The organism is Saprospira grandis str. Lewin, from assembly GCF_000250635.1.
Taxonomy (GTDB): Bacteria; Bacteroidota; Bacteroidia; order Chitinophagales; family Saprospiraceae; genus Saprospira; species Saprospira grandis.
Window position 1 is genome coordinate 4,145,039 of sequence record NC_016940.1, and the last position, 22,187, is coordinate 4,167,225.

The window sequence follows — 22,187 nt, forward strand, 5'->3', positions numbered from 1 at the left end:
TGGGAAGGGAATTTTTTGCGGTCCAACAGGGCGCAAAGCGCCCGCAGGATGAGCGCTGCGGAGCGGGTGGCCCAAAGGGCCAGACCAAAGGCAGGCATCGCCTGCCTGCAGGGCCGAGCAGACCTGCGAGCCCCGCAGCATAGCGACCCGCCTTTAGGCGGGACAGCCCCAAAATATAATAAAAAAAAGCGCCTAACTAATCAATTAGCTCGGCGCTGATCTAGCAATTTGGACCTAAGCCTCAAAGGACTTGATGGTCGCTATAATAATGTTGCAGCATTCATCTAATTGCTCGACGGTCATGACCAAAGGAGGCGCAAAACGAATGATGTTGCCATGTGTGGGCTTGGCCAATAGACCATTTTCCGCCAACTTGACGCAAATGTTCCAAGCCGTTTTGCTGTCGGGGCTGTCATTGATGACTACGGCATTCAATAGGCCTTTTCCACGGACCAAGCTGACCAGCTCGCTTTGTTCCACCAATTCGGCCTGAATGCGATCTCTAAAGCGCTGCCCTAATGCTCTTGCGTTTTGGGCCAGTTTTTCCTCTTTAACGACCTCTAGGGCGGCCATGGCCACGGCACAGGCCAAAGGATTCCCCCCAAAGGTGCTCCCATGCTGCCCTGGCTGAATCACATCCATGATTTCTTTCTTGGCCAAAACGGCAGAAACAGGATACAAGCCCCCAGAAATGGCCTTACCCAAGATCAAAATATCGGGCTGCGTGTAGGTTTCCTGCTTTTCACAATGCCCACCGCAGCTACAATCGCCGCAGATGCGCAAAAGGCTACCCGTTCTGGCAATCCCCGTCTGAATTTCGTCGGCAATGAAGAGCACATTGCGCTGTTTACAAGCCGCAGCCGCCTTGGGAATGAAATCTTCATCGGGCACAAAAACGCCTGCCTCTCCCTGAATGGGCTCGACCAAAAAGCCAGCTACCCGATCGCCATATTCTTCTAGCGCTGCTTCTAAGGCCCCTAAGTCGTTGTAGGGCACAGAAACAAAACCAGGCGTATAAGGACCAAATTGGCCTTTGGCATCAGGATCAGAAGAAAAGGAAATAATAGTGGTGGTCCGCCCATGGAAGTTCTGCCCACAAACAATGATTATCGCCTGATTGGCGGGAATCTGCTTTTTCTCATAGCCCCATTTGCGGCAAAGCTTGATGGCGGTTTCTACGGCCTCGGCCCCAGAGTTCATCGGCAAAACCTTGTCCATGCCAAAGTATTCACTCAAGGTCTTTTCATAGACCCCCAAACGATCGTTGTAAAAGGCTCTAGAAGTGAGGGCCAAGGTATTGGCCTGCTCCATCATGGCCGCCACAATTTTCGGATGAGAATGGCCCTGATTCACGGCAGAATAAGCCGAAAGGAAGTCGTAATAACGCTTTCCCTCTACATCCCAAACATAGACGCCCTCTCCCTTGGCCAATACCACGGGCAAAGGATGGTAATTATGGGCCCCATACTCATTTTCTAAGGCCATCAAATCCGCTGAAGATAGTTGATCTTGCATAGCTAGCTGTTTATATTCAATTGTCAGTAAATTTCTTTTTTTTGGGGCCTCCTGCCTTCGGCAGGCGCTACGTTCCAGGGCTCGCTATTCGCTCGGCCCTGCGGCGCAAAGCGCCTTGGTCTGGCCCTTTGGGCCACCCTTTCACATCGCTAGGCCTGCGGGCGCTTCGCGCCCTGCAAAACTGCAAAAAGCCGCCTAAGGCAGCAAGATGAGCTGAGCCAATTGCCCCTTATAGCCTATAATATAGTTAGCTGCGGGCAATTCCGCCAAAGAAAGGCTAATTTTTGGTCCATTGGGCTGCATACTTTTGACCAATTGGCCCTGCATGTTATATATATATAGTTTTGCTCCAGCCTCATAGGCTAGGCTTAATTGCAGTGCTTTCGCCCTAGGCGAGGGATTGGGCCAAATTTTTAAGGGCTCCGCCTGGGCCAAAGGCCTTAGGCCCAATGGCAGCTGATGAATTACCCCCAAGGCATCCAAATCAAAGCCCGAAGAGGGAAATGGCGTGGGCCAAGGGTCGTTAATCAGCTGCCCCCGACTATCATAGCTTCCGTACTCGCCAATATGGCCCACTACATCCACTACACGGACATAGGCTATATTGTTAATGTCTACTCGACTAGAATCTGCCAGTTCCGATAAATCGAAGGGAGTGCCATAGTTTGCTCGGTATTTTCCCGCTAGGTTATGAATTTTACTGGCCTCCAAGGCGCCAAATCCCCCCACTTGCTGGGCCGTATCCGTTAGGGAGACCGCAGGAAAACGCACAAAATCTACCCCATTAGAACTGACCTCTACAAAGGCTAACTCCAAAAAGCTATCGCTAAAACCGTTTTCAAAGATGGCGAAATCTGGCCCTGTTCCATCAATAATTGGCGGATGGATGTAGTAAGTGGCTTGGCCGCCATCTCCAAGGCTGAAGACGGTCCCATCTCCAGCTGGACCAGCCGCAGCCGCAGGCTGCCCATTGCTGGCCAAGCCCAGCTGAGGCTGACTAATATCCTGTGGTCCTCTGCTCCATACATAAGGCGTCGCGCCCCAATCGGCCCAAAGGACAGAATCCTTATGTAGAGCGGTGCTTCCTGCCTGCCCAGCCGCAGGCGCATACTGCGCATTCAGATTAAAGGATAAAAAAAGAGCGAGGATAAAGCTCCAAGAATGGTTCATCTGCCTATTATTTTACAATTCTACTCTCAAGACCTCAAAAGCGAGGTTTTGGGCCAAACAATCTACTCTAGCATAAATCCGCTCTAGCTGACTGCTATAATTTAAATGTCGATTAGCCACAATTTGCATGCTTCCATTGGGCTTTAGTAAGGGTTTAACGGCCTGAAAAAGGCCCAGACTCACTTCTATATTGTTTTCATGCCCAAAATGAAAAGGTGGATTAGAGAGGACCAAATCTAGACTGCCCGCAGGAATATGCGAGAGATTATCGGTCCAGACCGCCGAGGCCTCAGGCAAATTTAATTGGCTGGAGGCAATGGCCAGATAAGCATCATCGGTTAGTTGGGCCTGCATCTTAGGCGCCCGCTTAAGATATTGATGGGCCAGAATGCCATTGCCGCAAGCGAGGTCCAATAACTGCCCTTCTTCTTCCTGCACTAGCCAGTTTTCTATAAAAAAGCGGCTGCCCTTGTCCACCTGCTTAGCCGAGAAAACCCCATAATATTGTTGGTAGCTATCACTTTCATAATAAATACTTCGCATCAAGGATTGGCCAGCCAAGGACTTTTTGCCCCGCATGCTCAAGATGCGTGCTTTTTTCCAGGCTCTGGATTGCTCTACTTGCTCAAAGTACTTTTGGGCGATTTGCAGCATGCTAGGCGTAAAATGCCGAGTCATAAAGGCGGCATGTATGCTCCCATCTTCTTTTAGGGCCTGATGCGCCTGCTGCAGCTGCAATTCAAAGAGGTCCATAGACTTAGGGACCAGCATGAGGGCCTGCGAGCAAGCTTGGGCCTGCTCCAAAGGGAGGCAATAATGCAATTGGTCCAAATCTAAGCCATTGAGCAAAAAGTTTTTGGTCCAAGCCTTCTTTTGAGAGGCATAATTGGGGACCAACTGTGGTTCCCAGCCCGACAAAGCTAAGGCCCAAGCCCCAAAGCGATCATTATACACCAAAGGCTGATCTGTTAAAGGGAGCTCCCCCTCTTCTAGTAGGCGAAGCAGATAAGCCTGAGCGGCAGAGACTGGCACCAAAGAGCGGTTGGTCGTCTGCGGATAACGTTGCAGCTTGAAGGGCCGCCCTCTAAACTCAAATTGAAACATAGGTTGATTTATTGGTCCTCAATAGGCCGTAAAATACATTTTTTTGGGCAAAAAAATAATCTGCTCCAAGGCCCTTTGGGTCTAGCAGGGCGCGAAGCGCCCGCAGGCTGAGCTGCCGAAGCAGGGCCGCGCAGCGGCAGACCAAAGCCCGAAGGGCTGTAGGGCCGAGCAGACCTGCGAGCTGCGCAGTGGAGCGACCCGAGCGATCATTCATGAGGGTTTCAACCCTCATTTTGTATAAGTTCGCAAAGCGATACCGCTTTGCGCTGGCTTTCAACCCGGCGGAAGGGGCAGCCCCAAAAAAAAGAGACAGCCACCCTAAAGTTACTGCCTCTTCCATTATAGCATGCTTAGTCTATTGCTTATCTATATTTTGAGCTTTGAGTTGTCGCTGCAATTCTTTTACCGCCGCCTCAATTTGCTCATCTCTACCGTTGAGCATCTTCTCATAATCGTTTCGGACCATGATGTCGGGCTCCAGTTGGGTATTTTCTAGCAATTGGCCCTCTAGGGTTTCCATGCCCACCTGCGGAATGCCGAAGACCATGCCGTTTTGTAGGCGCTCCCACCATACTGCCGTGGCCGTACCTGGCACAGGCATACCGATCAGTTTGCCGATGCCCAAGGCCTTGTATACATAGGGAAACATATGGGCGTCGGAGTAGTTGCCTTCGCTCATGAGGACCACCGAGGGGCGCGACCATTTGAACATGGGCTCGGTACCGATCTTTTGTCCTCTTGGGCGAATCTTGAGGTAGACCTCTCCGCTGAGGAAGCTGGCCAAGTCATCATGCAACCAGCCCCCACCATTGAAGCGAGTATCTACGATTAGGGCCTTTTTGTCGTAATGACGGCCCAAAGCATCGGAATAGACCTGCTGAAAAGCCGAATTATTCATGCCTTTGACATGCACATAGCCCAATTGGCCATCAGAAAGCTCCTCGACCATCTTGTGGCGGCTTTCTACCCAGTCCTCATAGCGGAGATTGAACTCTTGGCCAAAAGAAATAGGCTTGATGCGGATGTCTTGGCGGCTCTTCTCTTTGCTGTTATAGATCGTGAGCAGGATATAGTCCCCCGCTTTGCGATTGAGCAAAGGCCAGAAGTTGTCTTCTTTGCCAATTTTTTGTCCGTCAATCGCCTCAATGATGTCTCCTGCGGCTACTTCTATATCCGCCTTATCCAAAGGACTCCCCTTAAGGATTTTGGCAATTTTGATTCCCGCCTTATTATGGGCATAATCCATATAAATCCCCAAAGCAGCGGTTTGGTCTCCACCTTTTCTGTTGGGGGCATATCGGCAGCCTGTATGCGAGGCATTTAGCTCTCCGAGCAACTCGCTGGCCATCTCGGCAAAGTCGTAGCCATTGTTAATATGAGGAAGGAAGCGAGCATATTCTTTTTTATAGAGGTCCCAATCTACGCCATGAAGGTCCTCTAGGTAGAACTTGCGTTTTACCTGTCTCCAGATATGGTTAAACAAATAGGCTCGTTCTTCGGCAGACTGTAGTTCCATTTCTCCTTTGAGGCGAACTGTTTTTACCTTCTTGCTCTTGAGTTCCATCTCTTTGATTTGTCCTCTGTTGCCAAAGTAGAGTTTCTCTCCTTTTTTATCTAAGATTAGTGAAGAGCCAGAGCCGCCCAGCTTTTGGACAATCTCCGTCTTTTTGCTCCGTAAGTTAGTGGCCCAAAGGTCATAGCCTTTTTCAAAGGCGGCCAGATAATAGAGGGTTTCTCCTTCTTTGTCTAAAACGGCATCGGCCAAACTTGCCGAATGGATAGTTAGGCGGGCGATGCGGTCCTCAAGACCCTCCAATTCGATATTTAGGGGTTTAAGCTCCTTGTCCTCTGCTGTTTTTTCCTCTTTATCCTTCTTCTCTTCCTTTTTGCTGGCTTTCTTTTTTTCCTCTTCCTCCTCTTTGAGCAATTGGTAATCTTCTTTGCTCAGGCGGTAGCGGTCATAGGCGTCTTGGGTCAAGAAAAGGGCAAAAACGTCATTCTGGCTTCCCCAGCTAGCATGATTGCGCATGCCTTTGCGGTCCGAGAACCAAATGAGCGATTCTCCGTTCATGCTCCATTTGGGGCGGCCATCATTATAGCCGCTGCGGCTAAGGTTTACAGGAGCGGTTTTCCCATCGGCGGCCACTAGACCAATTTCAGAGATCCATTGGTTTTCTTGCAAGAACTCTAGCAAAAACCATTTGCCATCGGGAGACCATTGGTAGTATTGGTCGCCATCGGAATAAGAGTAGTTGCGGTCTTTCTCCAAGATGGTCCGCTCTTTTTTGCTCTCTAGGTTGATGACCTTGAGCCTTGTGCGCTCTTCTAGAAAGGCCACCTCCTTCCCATCGGGAGAATAAGCGGGTTGGAAAGTCTCTTTATCTGAGGCCAAGATGGTTTCTTCTTGGAGCAAGGTAGAATTAAAGAAATACTTTTCTTCCTTGCGGACCAAGCTAGTTTGGTAGAGATTCCAGCTTTCTTCTCGCTCCGAAGCATAGAGAATGCTGCGACCATCGGGGCTAAAGCTAATGCTGCGCTCCTGCTCTGGCGTATTGGTAATGCGCTTGGTTGTTCCGGCTTCCACAGAAGAGACAAAAACCTCCCCTCTATAAACGTAGGCCACTTCTTTGCCATTGGGCGAAAGGGCAAACTCCCCGGCCCGATTGGCCATGACGATTTCTGTGGGGTTGCTCCGCCAGTCGCTAGCAATTTGTACCTGCAACTTTTGGGCGTTGGCGCCTGGCTTTAGGGTATATAGCTCTCCATTGTATTGGAAACAAAGCAGGCCTTCATCAGAAATAGACAAAAAGCGAACGGGATGCTTATCGAAGTTGGTCAATTGCTTTTTGTTCTTTTTGCCTCGAATCTCTAGACTATAGACATTTAGACTGCCCGATTCTTCTGAAAGGTAGTAGAGGGTTTTGGCATCTTTAGAAAGCACGGGCTCTCTGTCTTCCCCGCCAAAATCGGTCAAGCGGCTAAAGCTTTTGTTTCTAAGCGGCTCATACAACCAAATATCTCTAGTAACAGAAGATTGATGATGTTTGCGCCAGGGGTCTTCATAGCCCTTTTTATCTTGAAAGACGTAGATATCGCCTTTGCGGCTCACTTTGGTGTATTCTGCAGCGGCAGAGGTAATTTGTTCTACTCTTCCGCCCGTGGCGGGCACGGCATAAAGCTCGGTCAAACGAGCGTAGGGAAACTGTTGGTTCTTGACATCATCTATCCGCAGGGAGCTAAAGAAGATACGGCGACCATCTCCGCTGAAGTCTGAGGGATAATCATCTGTAGAATGGAAAGTAAGGCGCTTGGGGGCCCCACCTTCTGCGGGCATCGTGAAAATATCAAAATTGCCGTAGCGATCAGAAGCAAAGGCAATTGTCCGACCGTCCTTGGACCAAACGGGCATAAAGTCGTGCGCACTATGCTGCGTGAGCGGCTTGGCCTCTCCACCTGCGGCAGGCATACTATACAAATCGCCTTTATAGCTAAATACAATGCTTTGCCCATCGGGAGAAATAGCGGGGTAGCGCATCCAGAGCGCATCTTGTAGCTGCGCTTGGGTCCATAAGGGAAGTAAAAAGAGCAACCAAAAGGAAGCAAATATCTTTTGCATAAGTTCTTGTTTTGATGAATTCAGATAATAAGTAGTCTTGGGCAAGATGAGGAATAATATCGACCAATGTTTTTTAAACTAGACGAAAGCCGCTTCTCTTTTATTCATAAACTGCTGCAGGAGGATTTGGGGCTGCCCCTCCCTATGGTCGGGTCGCTCCACTGCGCAGCTCGCAGGTCTGCTCGGCCCTGCAGCGCTTTCAGCGCTTTGGTCTGCCGCCTTCGGCGGCCCTGCTCCGGCAGCTCAGCCGCTCTTCTTGGGTTTTTTCAGGCTTGGGGGATCGGCTTCGGCCCTAAAACGACCTTTTATCCCCTTCACTAAAAAACGAATAGGCCTAAAGACTTGCAATGGAGCATTATTTTTCCAGAGAATGCAGCAAAAGAGTTGCAATGGACTATTTTTTTTCCAGCAAATACGCTGAGGGATTGCAATGGAGTATTATTTTTTCAGAGAATGCAGCAAAAGGGTTGCAATGGACTATTTTTTTCCAGCAAATGCACTGAGGGATTACAATGGAGCATTATTTTTCCAGAGAATACAGCAAAAGAGTTGCAATGGACCATTTTTTTTCCAGCAAATGCGCTGAGGGATTACAATGGAGCATTATTTTTCCAGCAAATACAGCAAAAGAGTTGCAATGGACCATTTTTTTTCTAGCAAATGCGCTGAGGGCTTGCATGACACATATATTTTTCCAGAGAATGCTCTGGACCGAGTCTAAATCCTCACTGCTTTAATTTCCTATACCTTTTATAAGCCCTCCTTAACGGCCGAAGCCCCAGCATTAGCGCAAAGAAGAAGGATGAGCGGCTTAGCGCTGTGGAGGGGTGGCCCAAAGGGCCAGACCAAAGGCAGGCAAAGCCTGCCTGCAGGGCCGAGCAGACCTGCGAGCCCCGCAACATAGCGCCCCGCCCTTCGGGCGGGGAAGCCCCAAATCCCCCTTAAAAAGAAATTTGCTTTTCTGCTTGGAAGAATGCATTTTTGTGGGCTCAAATCAAGGGGAAGTATGCGACTAAAAAGTTTAGAAATAAAGGGATTTAAGAGCTTTGCGGAAAAAACGGTCATCAATTTTTCGGAAGATGTGATTGGGATTGTGGGCTCCAATGGCTGCGGAAAGTCTAATATTGTAGATTCGATTCGCTGGGTGTTGGGAGAGCAAAAAACCAAACAGCTCCGCTCAGACAGCATGACCAGCGTGATTTTTAATGGGACCAGTAAGCGCAAAGCGGCCGCTTTGGCCGAGGTAAGTCTGCGCTTTGAAAACGATCGAGGCGTATTGCCCACCGAATTTCAGGAAGTGACCATCAAAAGAGCGCTGCATAAAGACGGCAGCGGGGAATACTACCTCAATGGAGTCAAATGTAGATTAAAAGACATCAATAACCTCCTTTCTGATACGGGCATGGGCTCGGACTCCTACGCCATCATTGCACTTGGAATGGTAGATGATTTGTTGCAGGATAAAGACAACAGCCGCCTCAAGCTTTTTGAACAGGCGGCAGGCATTTCTAAATATAAAATTCGCAAAAAAGAAACCCTACGCAAGCTCAAACAAACCGCAGAGGACCTAGAGCGGGTGGAAGATTTGCTGCATGAGGTGGAGCAACAGCTCAAAACCCTAGAGCGGCAGGCCAAGCGGGCCAAGCGCTATCTAGAGCTCAAGGCCGAATATAAACAGTTGAGCATTGACCTACAGGCCATTCGGATTAGGGGCTTGCGCAAAGATTATTCGGAGCTCGAAAAAAAGATGGCGCAAGAGCAGCAGCAGATCCAAAAACAACAGGGCGAGCAAGAACTGGAGCAAGAGCGCTTACGCTCGGCCAAGCGAGAGCAACTAGAAAAAGAACAACGCTTATCGGCCGCCCAGCAAAAGCTCAATCAGTTGATCGGCCGCATCAAGGGCCTAGAGAACGAGCAAAAGATGAAGGCCCAAGAAGCCCTCTTTTTGCAGCAAAACAAAGAAAAACTATTGGACCGTCTGCGCTCGGGCAAAGAACGCCTAGCGGCCGCCCAACAAAATGCCGACCGTTATGCCCAGCAAAAGAAAACCGAGGAAGAGGTCCTAGAAATCCTTTCCGATGCCCTCTATGAGGCCCAAGAACAACTCGCTAAAATTCGTTCGGAACATGGGCAGCTCAAAATAGAAGTAGAACAATTTCTGGAAGAGCAAAAGAGCATGCAAGAGCGTTTGGTACAGGCCGAAAAAGAAATGGCGGTCTATGAAACGGAACAAAACAACCTCAAAAAGCAGTATCGACAAATTGATGAGCGTTTGGCCCTACGTGCCGAAGAGCTCAAGGCGGTAGAGCTAGCCTATAGAGAAAGTGCTAGCGAGTTACAAACCCAAAAAGGCATATTGGAAGGGCTGCAACAGGCCGAAGAAATCCGAAAAAACGAACTAGAAAGCGTAGAGCAACAACTGGAAAGCGAAAGTCAAGTTTTGCAGCAGAAAAACCGTTTATTGGATGCCAAAAGCAACGAAAAAAAGTTGTTGGAGGATTTGGTCAAGAGCATGGAGGGCTATGCCCAATCTGTAAAATTCTTGCATCAGAACGATAGCTGGACCGACAAGCCCACCCTCTTATCGGACCTCTTTTATTGTCCAGAAGAATATCGCTTAGCGGTAGAAAACTACCTCTCTCCCTACCTCAACTACTATCTGGTCCAAACCGCAGAAGAAGCCTATAAGGCGGTACAGCTACTAGAGGAAGCAGAAAAGGGAAAAGCCAACTTCTTCATCCTAGATTGGATAGCGCCCAAAGACGAAAAACAATTATCGGTTCCAGGCGCTCGGGCCGTTTTGGAGCTAGTAGACTATGAGGCGGATTATGAGGCGCTGGCCCAACAACTATTCGCCCAGGTCTATATATTGGAAGAGGGCCAAGAGCGGCCTGCTCAAAGCGAAGGACATTTTTTGTCTAAAGACGGAAAGCGAAGTTTTGGTCCCTACAGCCTAAAAGGGGGCTCTGTTGGCGCCTTTGAGGGTAAAAAGATTGGGCGAAAGAAAAACTTGGCCCTTTTGGCCGAAGAAATCGAGCTATTGCAGACCGAAGTGAGTGGCCTACAGCAAACCGTAGACGAATTGCGGCTGCGCCAAAAACAATTGCGGCAAGCCGACCGCAGCCGAGAGATCCAAACCGCAGAAAGAGGCCATCAGCAGCTCTTGCAAAAGCATATTAGCTTGGAGGGAAAACTAGAGGGCTTCGAGCAATTTAAGGCAGAAACCAAAAGTCAAAAAGAGCAGCTCCGTACAGAGCTCAAGAAAATACGGAACGACAAAAGGGAAATAGAGGGAGAGCTGGAGTTTCAGGAAGATCAATTGGAGCAACTACAAAGACGCTTGGGCAAAAAGAATATGGCCTTTAAGGAACAAGCCCAAGAGCTCTCTCAAGCCTCTTCTCAATACAACCAAAAACATATTGAGCAGCTCAGGCAACAAAACCGCCTAGAGGGCCTAGACAAAGAATGGCAGTTTGCCCAACGGCAGGCCCAAGAGCTACAGCAACAGCTCAAGGAAGACCAAGAAGCCTTAGAGGAGGGCGAAAAGAAAGAGCAAAGCCTGTTACTGGCCCAAGAAGATAGCCAAAAGCAGCTGCAAGAGCTCTATGAAGACCGACAACTCTATAAGGCTCGCCTCTCTGATGTGGAGCAACAATTCTTTAGTGGTCGTGGCGAAATCCAAACCCTAGAAGAACATTGGGAAGAGGGCCAAAAACAATTGCAAAAACGACAAGAGCTCTATCAATTGCAAAAAGAACGCTTTGCCGAACTCAAAATGCAGTTGTCTAATATCGCCGAGCGCCTCCGCATTGAGTTTGAGCTGCAGCTCTCTCAGCTCCTAGAGCATGAAGTGCAAAGCGAACTGCCCGAAAAGGAATTGGACCAAAAGGTGGAGCAGCTCCGCCTGCGAATCAATAATTATGGGGCCGTCAATGAAATGGCGATCGAGGCCTTTGATGAGGCCAAGGAACGCTTCGATTTTATTGGCGAACAGCGGCAGGATCTTATTGAGGCCAAGGACAGCCTGATGCAAACCATTGATGAAATTGATGATACGGCCAGCAAAAAGTTTATGGAGGCCTTTGAAGAGGCCCGTGAGCATTTTATTCGGGTCTTCCGCTCTCTCTTCCTAGAAGATGATACCTGCGACCTGCTGCTTTCTGATCCGCAAAATCCACTAGAGTCTCGCATCGAGATTATTGCGAAGCCCAAGGGCAAGCGCCCGCTTTCTATCAACCAGCTTTCGGGGGGAGAGAAAACCCTGACCGCTACGGCCCTGCTCTTTTCGCTCTATCTGCTCAAACCCGCCCCTTTCTGTATCTTTGATGAGGTGGATGCGCCTTTGGATGATACCAATATTGCCAAGTTCAATAACATCATCAAGGATTTTTCGGCCAATTCTCAGTTTATTATCGTTACGCACAATAAGAAGACCATGGCGGCAGTAGACGTAATGTATGGGGTGAGCATGCAGCAGGGCGTTTCTCAGGTCATTCCCGTCGATTTCCGTATGTTGCAGCCTCAATAGGCCCAATTTATTTATCTCAGAATTAAAGTGAATATGCGTTTTTTCCCTTTGCCCTTTATTTTTGCCCTCTTTTTGGGCCTTCAGCTTGCTGCACAGCCCTACCAAGTCGGGATAGAAAATAATTTTGAGGGCTACTGGCAACTCAAACAGGTGGATAACCAACCTTTGCCCGAAAGTGCCAGCATTTACATCCAATTTGATGGCAATCAACTCTTGTTGGTCAATGGAGAGGACCAAAAGGGCGGCCGCTGGGCCTGGAATCATCCCCAAAGGCAGTTTATCGTAGAAACCGATAGCACGGAAATCTGGACCCTCATGGCTTTTGTCCCCAAAAGGCTGCTGGTCCTCAGAGAGGAAACTAGCCAAAAGTTACTGACGCTCTCGGCCATGCCCGCTCCGCCTCATAGCCAGTTTGTTCAGGCCTATGCCTCGGACCTCCTCGGCGAATGGCTGCTTTCTGCCGTGAATGATGTGGCCGCCCAAAATAGCCGCTCGGTCAGCCTGCAGCTTTCTGCCTATGGCCGCTTGTTTATTGATGCTGGGGTCGAAAAAGATAGCATTTTCTGGCGGATGGGGCCCAAAAGGGAGACGATCGTGACGATGGTGGGGCCCAATAATATGGAACAGTCCGAAAGCTGGTCTTTGCTCCAAATCGATAAGGAGAATATGGAATTTAAGGACCCCAATGGCGCTCGCCTCCGTTTTAGCCGCTACAGCCGCCCCGTCTTGCCTTCCGAGATGAAGCAGTTGCTGGGCCGCTGGCGGATTGTGGAGATCTCTGGCCAAGGTCCCGAACAGCTCAATTATCCCGCTTTTGAGTTTTTGGAAAATGGCGAATTGCGCTTTTTCCTCGGCGACCAGTCTACCGAAAAAGGGGCCTGGGGCCTTAGCGATACTGGCGACCGCTTTCAGTTTGCGACCTCCGCAGGCAATGAAAGTTGGTCTATTTTGTACTGGACCAATAAGGAGATGCTCCTAGAAATGAATAATCTCAAAATGGTCCTCATCCGAGAGTAGCTATTTTGGGGCCCGCGGCCGCCCTGCAATTTGGGGCGGCCGCCGCTATGCTGCGGGGCTCACAGGTCTGTTCGGCCCTTCGCAAAACTTCGCTGGCGCTCGTTTTGCTCGGTCTGGCCTTCGGCCACCCCTCCGCAGCGCTGGGCCAATTGCTCGCTTCGCTCGCAGGCGGCAAAGCCGCCTTTGAGGCTCCGCTCTTGAGGGGCTACCCCTTCTCTAAATCTCTTAAAGTTGTTTAATCCTATGCGTCTGGCTCTATTTCTCCTCTTTTTTTCCCTATCTTTTGTATCCCTTTGGGGCCAAAGCAAAGCTATAGATAAAATGCGCAAGAAAGAATTGCGTAGTCTTTGCCTAAAACAGCAAGAAGAGTTGCGCCAACTCCGGGCCGAAAAAGAAAAGCTGCAAGCCCAATTGGCCGAAAAACGACTGCTCAATAGCTATTTGCAAATGGACCTTATGGATTGGAGCCACTGCTATGAGCAATTGGCCCAAAAACCGCCCATAGAAATCATTATGCTGGATATCAAGCAGCTGGGGCTTTGGTCCACTAGCTTGCCCAATCAAGAAGAAAAACGGGAGCTCTTGCAATGGCTCATCAGCCAGCGACAAGAACAGCTCAACCTCTTGAGAGACCGCTTAGCCGATCGCCAACTGCCCCAGAGCGAAAAAGAACGGCTCTTTGGCCTCTTTCAGCAAGCTTATGCCCCCTTTGCCAATAACTGGAGACGGAAAGATTTTGGACCAAACCTCCAACTTTGGGAACAAAAAAGCCGAAACTTGCTTTGGCAAAAAACGAGGGCTGATTTATCCAGCAGCCTAGCAGAAAACCAACTTATTGAAGCATCTTACCGTAATTAAATAATATGCAAGAAGAACATAAAGAAGAAGAAAAGGAATTGACTCCCGCCATGAAAGAGTTTGCCGATGGCGATGAACCCTTAGAAGACAAAGGCCTGCTGATTTCAGAAACTTGGTTGTATAAGATTTTTGTCAAATCGGCTTATCGTTTTCTCAACAAGCCCCTAGCTTTGCTGCAATTGCTCAAGCAATCTGCCGAGCGCCTACAGCGCTACGATAGCGCCCGAGAACTAGGCGCCGATGTGCTCGAACAATTTCAACTACTCTTTAGAATGGTCCGAGCCTATGCCAAGGGCGAGTATAAGGGCGTTTCTTTGCAAGGAGTGGTGCTTTCTATTGCGGCCTTGCTTTATTTTGTAGCGCCCCTAGACTTTATTCCCGATTTCCTAGTCATTGGTTTGGTGGATGATATTGCCCTAATTCTATGGTTAGTTAAGAATTACCAAAAGGAATTGGAGGACTTTCAGTCTTGGGAGGATGCCCAGAAAATACAAATCGAAATTGAGCCTACTCCCATAGAGGAGGAAAAGGACCAAAGCCAAGAGCCATAAGCAAACTGTTTTGGCCAAGAGCGAAGCGGCGGGGGCTGCATGTTTTAAACATGCAGCCCCCGCTTTTGGTCCAAAGGCGGCGCAGCCGCCACAGCCGTAGGCTGATGGCTTAGTGAGCTGTAAGGGGGCCGCGAAGCGGCAGACCAAAGCGGCGCAGCCGCTGCAGGGCCGAGCAGACCTGCGAGCCCTGAAAGGGAACGCCCCGAGCCCTTGAGGGCGAGGGGAAGCCCCAAAAAAAGCCCCTCAACAAAAACGTTAAGGGGCTGAGAAAAAATAAGCGTCTATAATGATTATTGGACCAGCAAGCGGAGGCTGTGGCTACCATTTTTATCCGTCAATCGAAGGATGTAAAAGGCAGGAACCAATTGCTCGAGGTCAATCTCTAGGCGGCTTTGGCCAATGGCCAACTGCCAGCTATTGAGCAGGCGGCCATCCAGGCTGATGAGTTCTAGTCTTTGTTCGCTTTCTAGCGGCTGGCTAAAGCTAAGCGTGCTGATCTCCTTGGCGGGATTGGGCTGTAGCTGCATGCTATTGCCATTGGCCAAGTTCTGAATGCTGCTTGCTGCGACCGTAATCGTTTCGCTATATACACAGCTGCTATTGCCATTAACACTGAGCGTAATGGTATAAGTACCTGGCAGGTTGTAGCTATGTGTAGGGTTTTGTAGGGTAGAGCTATTGCCATCGCCAAAATCCCAGGCCCAGCTAGAGGCATTGGCAGATTGGTCCGTAAAGCTGAGATCCAAATCGCTGGCCGTATAGCTAAATACCGCTCCATTGTTTACATTAACGCTCAGATTGCCCAAGGGAGAGCGGCAAGGCGCTTCCTCTACCTCCCAATCATAGACATAATACCAGAAGTCCAAAGGACCCGTAGTTGCCGAAGAGCTATTGATTGACAATAGGCCGGGGACCACATAAGGATAACTAGCGCCGGCATTATTTCGGAAAAGATCGGTATAGGTCCCACCGAGGCTATAATTTCCTGGACTGGGAACCTCTAGGCCGAGTTCTACTCTTTGTGGACCTCTCACTGCGTTAATTGTCACTTGGTCCACAATATTTCCATTGCCATCCCAAAGATAAATTGTTCTTGGTCCAGCACTTCCAGCATCAATCCAGCCAGAAACAATGACCAAAGGCTTGAAGGCCTCAAAGTTTTGGGTGCCCGTAAATCCAGTATTGTGGTAACCGCCATTTCCTGAGGCTCCAGCAGAATCAATACCGACAAAGCTTTTGGGGTAGAAGGTTACGCCCTCCATTTGGTAAGTGGTATTGCTATTGAGGTTGGGCGTAACGAAAGTGAGGCTAGTATCCAGAGGCGTTCCTTGGGCATCGTACCAAATCACGCTGTTGCTGCTCGTATTGGCGCTAATAGTTGTGCTGCCTGGGCAAATCGTTTGATTGGCCGCGGTAGGCGCGCTAGGTATGCTAATCGTCACGGTACTGCTAATCGTATCGCTCCCTAGGCTATTGCTGACAATAAGGACCACATTATAAGTTCCATTGGCGCTATAGTTATGGCTAGGATTGGGGAGGGTATCCGTATTTCCGTCGCCAAAGTCCCAGCGCCATTGTTGGGGCACATCCGTAGACTGGTCTTCAAAATTAACGCTGCTGCCACAGGCCGAAACCAAAAGGCTATTAAAGTTGGCTGTGGGGGCAGTTACTGGCGTTTGGCAAGAAGTGGGTAGGTCAAAAGCCTCTGTTTGGTCCGAGCGGTTATTGCTACTTCCTTGGTCTGCACTAGCGCCCAAACCACGGCGGGCAAAAACTTCCCAGATCAAACATTGGTTGGCTCCGCCATAGAGCAATTGATCGGCTTGGAGGATAGCGTCACGGCCATCGACAAAGCCGGGGCCACAGGGCTGTAATTTGATCCCATTGATGACCAAATTCATCGCCATATTGTTTCCAGCAGTACCATTATAAAGGTCTGCATCATAGCCATATTGGTCAATAAGGGCCCAGTTGAGGTCCCAAAGCACCGTTGCCCAAACGAAACCGACTCCATGAGGCTCAGAAAGGTTCGTATTATTCACATCCCCATAGGTATAGCTATTAATGGCCATATCTGTGGTATAAGGTGCTGGGCGAATTCCCGTTCCACTAACGGCTTGGCCGTTGGCAAACGTACCGATGCCACGGACATCAGTGGCTTGGTCGCCAGGCTCAATTGTCATCATCAAACCAAAGTAATCGGACCAGCCTTCGCCCATTTGCTCTGCATTGCTGAGGCAACCAGAGTTAGAGGCGCCACCGGTCAGGCGAGTAGAAATGCCATGGCCATATTCATGGGCAATAATTCCATTGTCAAAATCGCCATCTTTATCAAAGTTAGCCGAAAAGTTACCGATACTCGCATTGACGGTCCCATTGGCCATTTCGGCGACAATAGCGGCTCCATCGGTATCGCTAATCATAATGCTGGGAATATTGGTCGTTCCTGTTCCGCCCATAGTAATGGGGGCGCCAGCAGTATTATTGATCACAATAACGGCCAAGGCTCCAGCGGCTTCGGCGGCTTGCACCTTAGCCACAAAAGTACAGCTTCCTCGATATACCACAGCAATTTTTCCGTTGAGGCTGGCTGCATTGGTTAGCGGGTCGCAGGCATCATTGGGATCTGGTGCTGTGGCGTCATCGGCAAGGACCAAATCCTCTGTAATAGGTGTAGTGGGGACATTGGGGCCGAAAGTACCCTCAGTAGCCGTATAAGTTCCGGCGATGCTGCTAGGACTATTCACATCTAGTAGGCTAGTTGCGCCTCCGCCATTGGTCCAAAGAAACATTTGCATAGTAGGGTTGCTACCTTCTGGGGGCGTTCCAAAGTTAGCGTTGTTGGTTCCGCCGCCATCTTGGGCTTCGGCAAAGACATAATCGCCGCCTTGGCCGCCACGGCCATAGTTATTCTCTTGAAAGTTTCCGCTGGCCTCATCAAAACCGTAGTGATACCAAACGTCATGCGTGAGGTTATTCCAATAAAAGAGGTTGGTTATCGCTGCATCCTCATAGGCTGCGGGTTGTTGATTCATATTGAGCGGAAAATCAAAGTTGAGGGCGCTACCTCCATCGGGCGAATAGCCTGGCTGATCTGCTGCGGCTCGGTCCTCATAGGCATGTACATTATTTCCGCGGGTGATGGTGTATTCTGCACCAGCTTGTCCGTCGGTATCATGCCAACCGAGGGGAGAGGCCGTTGTATCGGCGGGGTCCACCTCTAGGGTTCGGCTACCGTGGTTGGGGCTCTCTAGGGGCTCTGCAAAAACTCGATATTGTGCGGGCAGCGCATTATTGGCCAATGTTCCGCTTACTGTGGGCAGGTGGGGGACATCGGGGCGGCTACAATTGCCAAAAGCATGATCAGCAAAGCTACAATGCTTGACCCAATCCTCTTGGGCCAAAATTTCCCCGTTTTGGGCATCAATGCGGAGCGACCACCAATGCTGTTTGTTCGTTTGATGAATACTAAGGTCCCAAGCAAGGCGGATTTCGCCTTCTGGCCCTGGCTGATAGCAAAGTTTTAGGGGAATATTCTCTAGAGAAATGCCTGCGGGACTAAATAAATAGCTGTTTGCGCCGCTATTTTCTAGTTCTCTTAAATCTTGCAAAGGGGGTAAATAAAGGGCATCGGCGGCTTTTTGGATGGCCGCTGCGGGCGTAATTTGGGCGCTTCCAGCCAAAACTCTTTGGGCCAAATTAGCTTCAAAGCGGTTGCCCAGACTAATCAGTTGCCCATCTTTAATATTGAGGTTAATCACGGCATTTTGGACCTCAATACCCTGGTACATTTGGCGAATATAAATGTGTTCTACGCCAGTTTGTTTGCTTTGGTGGCGGTCATAAACGCGCCATTCTGATAGGTCGGAGGGACTGAGTCCCAGCTGTTTTTGCTCTCCTAGCAGCAACTGTTGAATCTGTTCTTGGCTAGTTTGGGCCCGAACTTGGCCCCCGCAGAACAGCAACAACAGCAAAGTAGGGAGTAAAAGGTTGTTTTGCATAAGAAATGAATCAAAAAGATTAGTAAAATCTGGGCAAAGATTCAGATTTTTGGCCTTAAATTCAAAATTAAAGCTTGTAAACTGCTGATTTTTGAAAATAAATTTGGTTTTAGCTATTTCAGCTAATTAAATATAAGGTTTTATTTTATATATAGTATTTTGATTTGGGGCTTCCAGCTCGCCGAGGGCTCGCTGGCGTTACGCTACGCAGCTCGCAGGTCTGCTCGGCCCTGCAGGCTTTTTCGCTTTGCTTCAAAAGCCTTTGGTCTGCCGCCTACGGCGGCACTGCTGCGCATCACTAAGCCGCTCAGCGGGAGAGGGGAGGCTAAAAGAAGCGGCTGCGGCAGTCTTGGTCCAATAAACGGTTTTGCAGGCCCGAAGGGCCGCAAGTAATAGCCAGATTTAAATATACTCGCTTTTATAGCAAAGATGGCCAAAGCAGCGCCGTTAAATCTGGCTGAGGGATAGATAGCAGTGGCCGAAGGCCAGACCGAGCTTTTTTGAGCGCAGCGAAAAAAAGCGACAACAAGGCTGAAAGCCGCAGTTCGATGACCGAAGGGAATAACGGCCGAGCAGACCTGCGAGCTGCGGTATAGCCCGACCCAAGGCCAAAGGCCGCAGGGGCAGCCCCAAAAAAACAAACAGAAATAGAGCCGTAATAGATGAAAAAACGCCAAATTATTATCGATAGGGGGCATTTTGCGGAAGTCTATTTAACATAATATAAATTATAGGCAAATAGAGGGCTTACAAAAGGGAGAGAGGCCCTGTAGATCGGCCTTTGAGGGAATTCGGGCGTTTATCGAGAGATTTATTTCTTAGTTTTCTGGACTTTGAGCAGCTGAGTTTGGCGCAATAAAATTTGTTTTAGGTTGATTTTGATGGCTTTGTTTCTTTTGGCTCCTTGGGTTTATTGCTGGGCCATTTTTCTGCATTTTCTTGGGCCTGATATATTTTCGTCTTCTTTTTGTTCGCTGCTGCGCTTGCTTTTTGGGGTTTTATGGTCTTAGCGAGCCAAATTTGGCTCATCCCCCCAACTTTGGCTACGTTCTACTTCTTTGACCATTTTGATCTGCTCAAAAAAAGTCTTTAGCTAAAAAAATCTTATAAATCACTGTTTTATAGTTAATTGCACCTAAAAACTAGCTTTAAACAAACATTTAGGCCCTTTAATCGTTGAATCCACTATTTAGCGCCGTATATTTGCGGCGCTTAGTAATGAGCATATTTTTAGCTCAGAAATCAGTAGGAAAAAATGAATGGAAAACGAGTAGTTGTCGGCCTTTCGGGCGGTGTAGATTCGAGTGTAACAGCCTATCTCCTTTTGGAGCAAGGTTATGAGGTGATTGGTCTTTTTATGCGAAATTGGAATGATGATTCGGTCATTGAAGAAAGCGAGTGCCCTTGGATTGAGGACAGTAATGATGCGCTTTTGGTGGCTCAGGAGCTGGGGATTCCTTTTCAGGTCGTGGACCTAAGTGAGGACTATAAAGAGCGGATTGTCAATTATATGTTTGCAGAATATGAGGCGGGCCGCACCCCTAATCCCGACGTACTTTGCAACCGAGAAATCAAATTTGATGTCTTTTTGGAAAAGGCCTTAGAATTGGGTGCCGATTATGTGGCGACGGGCCATTATTGCCAAAAAACGAGTATTGAAAAAGATGGAAAATTGTATCATCAGCTAAAAGCTGGAGCTGATCTGAACAAGGACCAAAGTTATTTTCTTTGTCAATTATCTCAGCAGCAATTGGCCAAGGCCCTCTTTCCTATTGGGCATTTGCAGAAATCTGAGGTTCGAGAAATTGCCAAGGAACAGGGATTGATTACCGCAGAGAAAAAAGATTCTCAGGGACTTTGTTTTGTGGGTAAAATCAAATTGCCTGTATTTTTGCAGCAGCAATTGGCCCCAAAAACGGGGCAAGCCATAGAACTAGCCGCCGATTCGCCTATTTTTAAGCCTGTTGCTACAGATAACTTAGCCGATTTGGCGCGCCCCTACCCTTTTTCGCCTGATTTGGGTAAAGTGGTGGGCGAACATACTGGCGCCCATTTTTTCACGGTGGGTCAGCGTAAAGGTTTGCAGCTAGGCGGATTCAAAGAGCCCCTTTTCGTTTTGCATACCGATACCGAGAAAAACATTGTTTATGTGGGCCAAGGCAAGCAGCATCCGGGTTTGTATCGTCCCGCCTTATTTATTCCTAAGAAAGATGCGCATTGGCTGCGTCCAGATTTGGCCCTAAAAGTGGGTGAAAAAATGAGCATTATGGCCCGTATTCGCTACCGCCAAGCCCTACAAAAAGCAGAATTGATTGCTCAGGAAGAAGGGCTTTACTTTTTGTTTGAGGAAGCGCAAAGAGGCGTTACTCCAGGGCAGTTTGCCGCCGCTTATTTAGGCGATGAGCTGATCTTTTCTGGCGTGATTCAGTAAGCAAAAAATGATAGCAGCAGGCAAATATTGACGGCCTTTTTTTTAAAACCCCACTGATAATCAAATTATTATCGGTGGGATTATTTTTTGTCTTCATTTGGTTTTTAACTAAAACCAAAATTAAATGAAAGCGATTTTAGCCTTATTTATTTGTCTACTTAGCAGTGTTCTTCTTTTGGGCCAAGATTTGGTCCGCCCTGTGGTTGATCTGCAATTTAAAATTCCGCCTCTGGGCTCAAAAGTATTTTACTACAGCTTTGAAAAAGGGGATAAAGTTCGGCTGAGCTGTGAAGAGCTCAAGGGGAAGAAAATCAAGAGCCTCAAGTTTGAGACAGATGAGGGGCAGCTTCTTTTTCAGGCCTATAAAGCGGAAAAGATAGAAAAAGAGATAGAAATTATGAGTCGGGGCGTTTATGCCCTACGGATCGGACATGGCAGTTTTGGGCGTCGGCTCTGTGCGCTCAAGATCAGTCGGGAGGCGGCCAGCGAGGCGTCTAAAGACTTTAATACTGCTTGGGTTTGGAAAGAATTGATTGACAGCAGCTATAGCAGTTATACCAAAGATACTATTATTGGCTATGAAAGCTATTTGGTCAATAAGAGCAGAAGAGTTCTTGTTTCGGTGGATACTTCCTTTAGCTACATCATAGATAGAAAAGAGCGAGTACATTCTGAGACGGCCTTCGGCAAAAGCAATCTGAGTTTGGTCCAGTTCTATCTTCCCAATAATCAGTATGTGCCAAACAAGCTGCGGCCCTATAGCAGCAAAGAGTTGATTGCTTGGTCCTATTGGATTGGCGTGGGGCAAAAATCCTTAGAGCAATTTGAAGCCAGAGATAAGAAACTTAAAGGAGCGATTGCTTTGGTTGGTGCTATTTCGGGTTATGGACTTTTAGCGCAGGCGGCTACGGTGGGAGTAGATTTAACCAGCGACCCTAATTTGGGGGATAATGTCAAATATAGTTTTTCTTCCTCCTTGGGGGTTTTTCAGAAAGGGAATGGCCCAGAGGCCATGGCTAAGGTCCAAAGTCCCAAAGAGGGATTAGTTAATTTGCAGTTAGAAAACGACAACTTTAGAGAGGGTATAGATGTGCATCTAAAGATTGGGGCCCTTTTTGTGCATAAACGCTGGAAAGATGAAAACTATCAAGTAGAAAAACAGCGGCCCATTATCAAGAAGCTAGAGAAACAGAAATTAAAAACTAAAAGCAGAAAAATTAGAGTGCCCGCCCAGTAGGTTTTATCCCCTCCTCCCCTCGGAGGCATAAATACTGCCAGGCGCCATTTGGCCCAGCGCTGCGGAGCGGGTGGCCGAAGGCCAGACCGAGCAAAACGAGCGCTAGCGAAGTTTTGTGAAGGGCCGAACAGCCTTGTGAGCCCCGCAGCATAGCGGCGG

At 48.7% G+C, this 22,187-nt stretch carries 12 protein-coding genes; 6 read left to right on the forward strand and 6 right to left on the reverse strand.

Annotated features, from left to right (window positions below; all coding sequences use genetic code 11):
* Nucleotides 1-234: 234 nt before the first annotated feature.
* The 5 genes from rocD to SGRA_RS23890 form a co-directional block, all read right to left on the reverse strand.
* Entirely contained in the window at nt 235-1,515 is a 1,281-nt protein-coding gene (gene rocD, locus SGRA_RS18370) for an ornithine--oxo-acid transaminase (protein ID WP_015694326.1), read from the reverse strand.
* Between the two features lie 195 nt (nt 1,516-1,710).
* Nucleotides 1,711-2,685, reverse strand: a complete 975-nt coding sequence (locus SGRA_RS18375) for a T9SS type A sorting domain-containing protein (RefSeq protein WP_015694327.1) — start codon at nt 2,683-2,685, stop codon at nt 1,711-1,713.
* A 12-nt stretch (nt 2,686-2,697) separates the two neighbouring features.
* The gene (locus tag SGRA_RS18380) at nt 2,698-3,789 is read right to left on the reverse strand and encodes a class I SAM-dependent methyltransferase (protein WP_015694328.1); all 1,092 of its coding nucleotides are present in this window, start codon (nt 3,787-3,789) and stop codon (nt 2,698-2,700) included.
* Between the two features lie 355 nt (nt 3,790-4,144).
* Nucleotides 4,145-7,405: a S41 family peptidase gene (locus tag SGRA_RS18390; protein WP_015694330.1), complete on the reverse strand. Its 3,261-nt coding sequence runs from the start codon at nt 7,403-7,405 to the stop codon at nt 4,145-4,147.
* Between the two features lie 520 nt (nt 7,406-7,925).
* On the reverse strand, nt 7,926-8,084 hold the full coding sequence (locus SGRA_RS23890) for a hypothetical protein (protein ID WP_015694333.1): 159 nt from the start codon (nt 8,082-8,084) through the stop codon (nt 7,926-7,928).
* 327 nt (nt 8,085-8,411) lie between these two features.
* Between SGRA_RS23890 and smc the strand changes: the two genes are divergently transcribed.
* The 4 genes from smc to SGRA_RS18415 all read left to right on the forward strand — a co-directional run bounded on the left by smc (nt 8,412) and on the right by SGRA_RS18415 (nt 14,359).
* Nucleotides 8,412-11,933 (forward strand): chromosome segregation protein SMC, encoded by a 3,522-nt coding sequence (gene smc, locus SGRA_RS18395; protein WP_015694334.1) that lies wholly within the window; start codon nt 8,412-8,414, stop codon nt 11,931-11,933.
* Between the two features lie 33 nt (nt 11,934-11,966).
* The gene (locus SGRA_RS18400) at nt 11,967-12,950 is read left to right on the forward strand and encodes a hypothetical protein (RefSeq protein ID WP_015694335.1); all 984 of its coding nucleotides are present in this window, start codon (nt 11,967-11,969) and stop codon (nt 12,948-12,950) included.
* A 321-nt stretch (nt 12,951-13,271) separates the two neighbouring features.
* A complete protein-coding gene (locus SGRA_RS18410; protein ID WP_148268400.1) occupies nt 13,272-13,808 on the forward strand; it encodes a hypothetical protein in 537 nt (178 codons plus the stop codon).
* 5 nt (nt 13,809-13,813) lie between these two features.
* Nucleotides 13,814-14,359 carry a YkvA family protein gene (locus SGRA_RS18415; RefSeq protein WP_015694338.1) on the forward strand — a complete coding sequence of 182 codons (546 nt, stop codon included), beginning with the start codon at nt 13,814-13,816 and terminating at the stop codon, nt 14,357-14,359.
* A 290-nt stretch (nt 14,360-14,649) separates the two neighbouring features.
* Here SGRA_RS18415 and SGRA_RS18420 read toward each other — a convergent pair whose 3' ends face one another.
* Nucleotides 14,650-18,360, reverse strand: coding sequence for a T9SS-dependent M36 family metallopeptidase (locus SGRA_RS18420; protein WP_015694339.1), 3,711 nt, complete (start codon nt 18,358-18,360; stop codon nt 14,650-14,652).
* A gap of 1,255 nt (nt 18,361-19,615) precedes the next feature.
* On the opposite strand from SGRA_RS18420, the gene mnmA reads away from it, so the two are divergent.
* Entirely contained in the window at nt 19,616-20,791 is a 1,176-nt protein-coding gene (gene mnmA, locus SGRA_RS18430) for a tRNA 2-thiouridine(34) synthase MnmA (protein WP_015694342.1), read from the forward strand.
* Between the two features lie 124 nt (nt 20,792-20,915).
* Entirely contained in the window at nt 20,916-22,028 is a 1,113-nt protein-coding gene (locus tag SGRA_RS18435) for a hypothetical protein (protein ID WP_015694343.1), read from the forward strand.
* Nucleotides 22,029-22,187 lie beyond the last annotated feature (159 nt).

What these genes read in the sequence shown, in the direction of transcription:
- rocD (WP_015694326.1), bottom strand. Translation starts at nt 1,515, where the DNA reads ATGCAAGATCAACTATCTTCAGCGGATTTGATGGCCTTAGAAAATGAG.
- SGRA_RS18375 (WP_015694327.1), bottom strand. Translation starts at nt 2,685, where the DNA reads ATGAACCATTCTTGGAGCTTTATCCTCGCTCTTTTTTTATCCTTTAAT.
- SGRA_RS18380 (WP_015694328.1), bottom strand. Translation starts at nt 3,789, where the DNA reads ATGTTTCAATTTGAGTTTAGAGGGCGGCCCTTCAAGCTGCAACGTTAT.
- SGRA_RS18390 (WP_015694330.1), bottom strand. Translation starts at nt 7,405, where the DNA reads ATGCAAAAGATATTTGCTTCCTTTTGGTTGCTCTTTTTACTTCCCTTA.
- SGRA_RS23890 (WP_015694333.1), bottom strand. Translation starts at nt 8,084, where the DNA reads ATGCAAGCCCTCAGCGCATTTGCTAGAAAAAAAATGGTCCATTGCAAC.
- smc (WP_015694334.1), top strand. Translation starts at nt 8,412, where the DNA reads ATGCGACTAAAAAGTTTAGAAATAAAGGGATTTAAGAGCTTTGCGGAA.
- SGRA_RS18400 (WP_015694335.1), top strand. Translation starts at nt 11,967, where the DNA reads ATGCGTTTTTTCCCTTTGCCCTTTATTTTTGCCCTCTTTTTGGGCCTT.
- SGRA_RS18410 (WP_148268400.1), top strand. Translation starts at nt 13,272, where the DNA reads ATGCGCAAGAAAGAATTGCGTAGTCTTTGCCTAAAACAGCAAGAAGAG.
- SGRA_RS18415 (WP_015694338.1), top strand. Translation starts at nt 13,814, where the DNA reads ATGCAAGAAGAACATAAAGAAGAAGAAAAGGAATTGACTCCCGCCATG.
- SGRA_RS18420 (WP_015694339.1), bottom strand. Translation starts at nt 18,360, where the DNA reads ATGCAAAACAACCTTTTACTCCCTACTTTGCTGTTGTTGCTGTTCTGC.
- mnmA (WP_015694342.1), top strand. Translation starts at nt 19,616, where the DNA reads ATGAATGGAAAACGAGTAGTTGTCGGCCTTTCGGGCGGTGTAGATTCG.
- SGRA_RS18435 (WP_015694343.1), top strand. Translation starts at nt 20,916, where the DNA reads ATGAAAGCGATTTTAGCCTTATTTATTTGTCTACTTAGCAGTGTTCTT.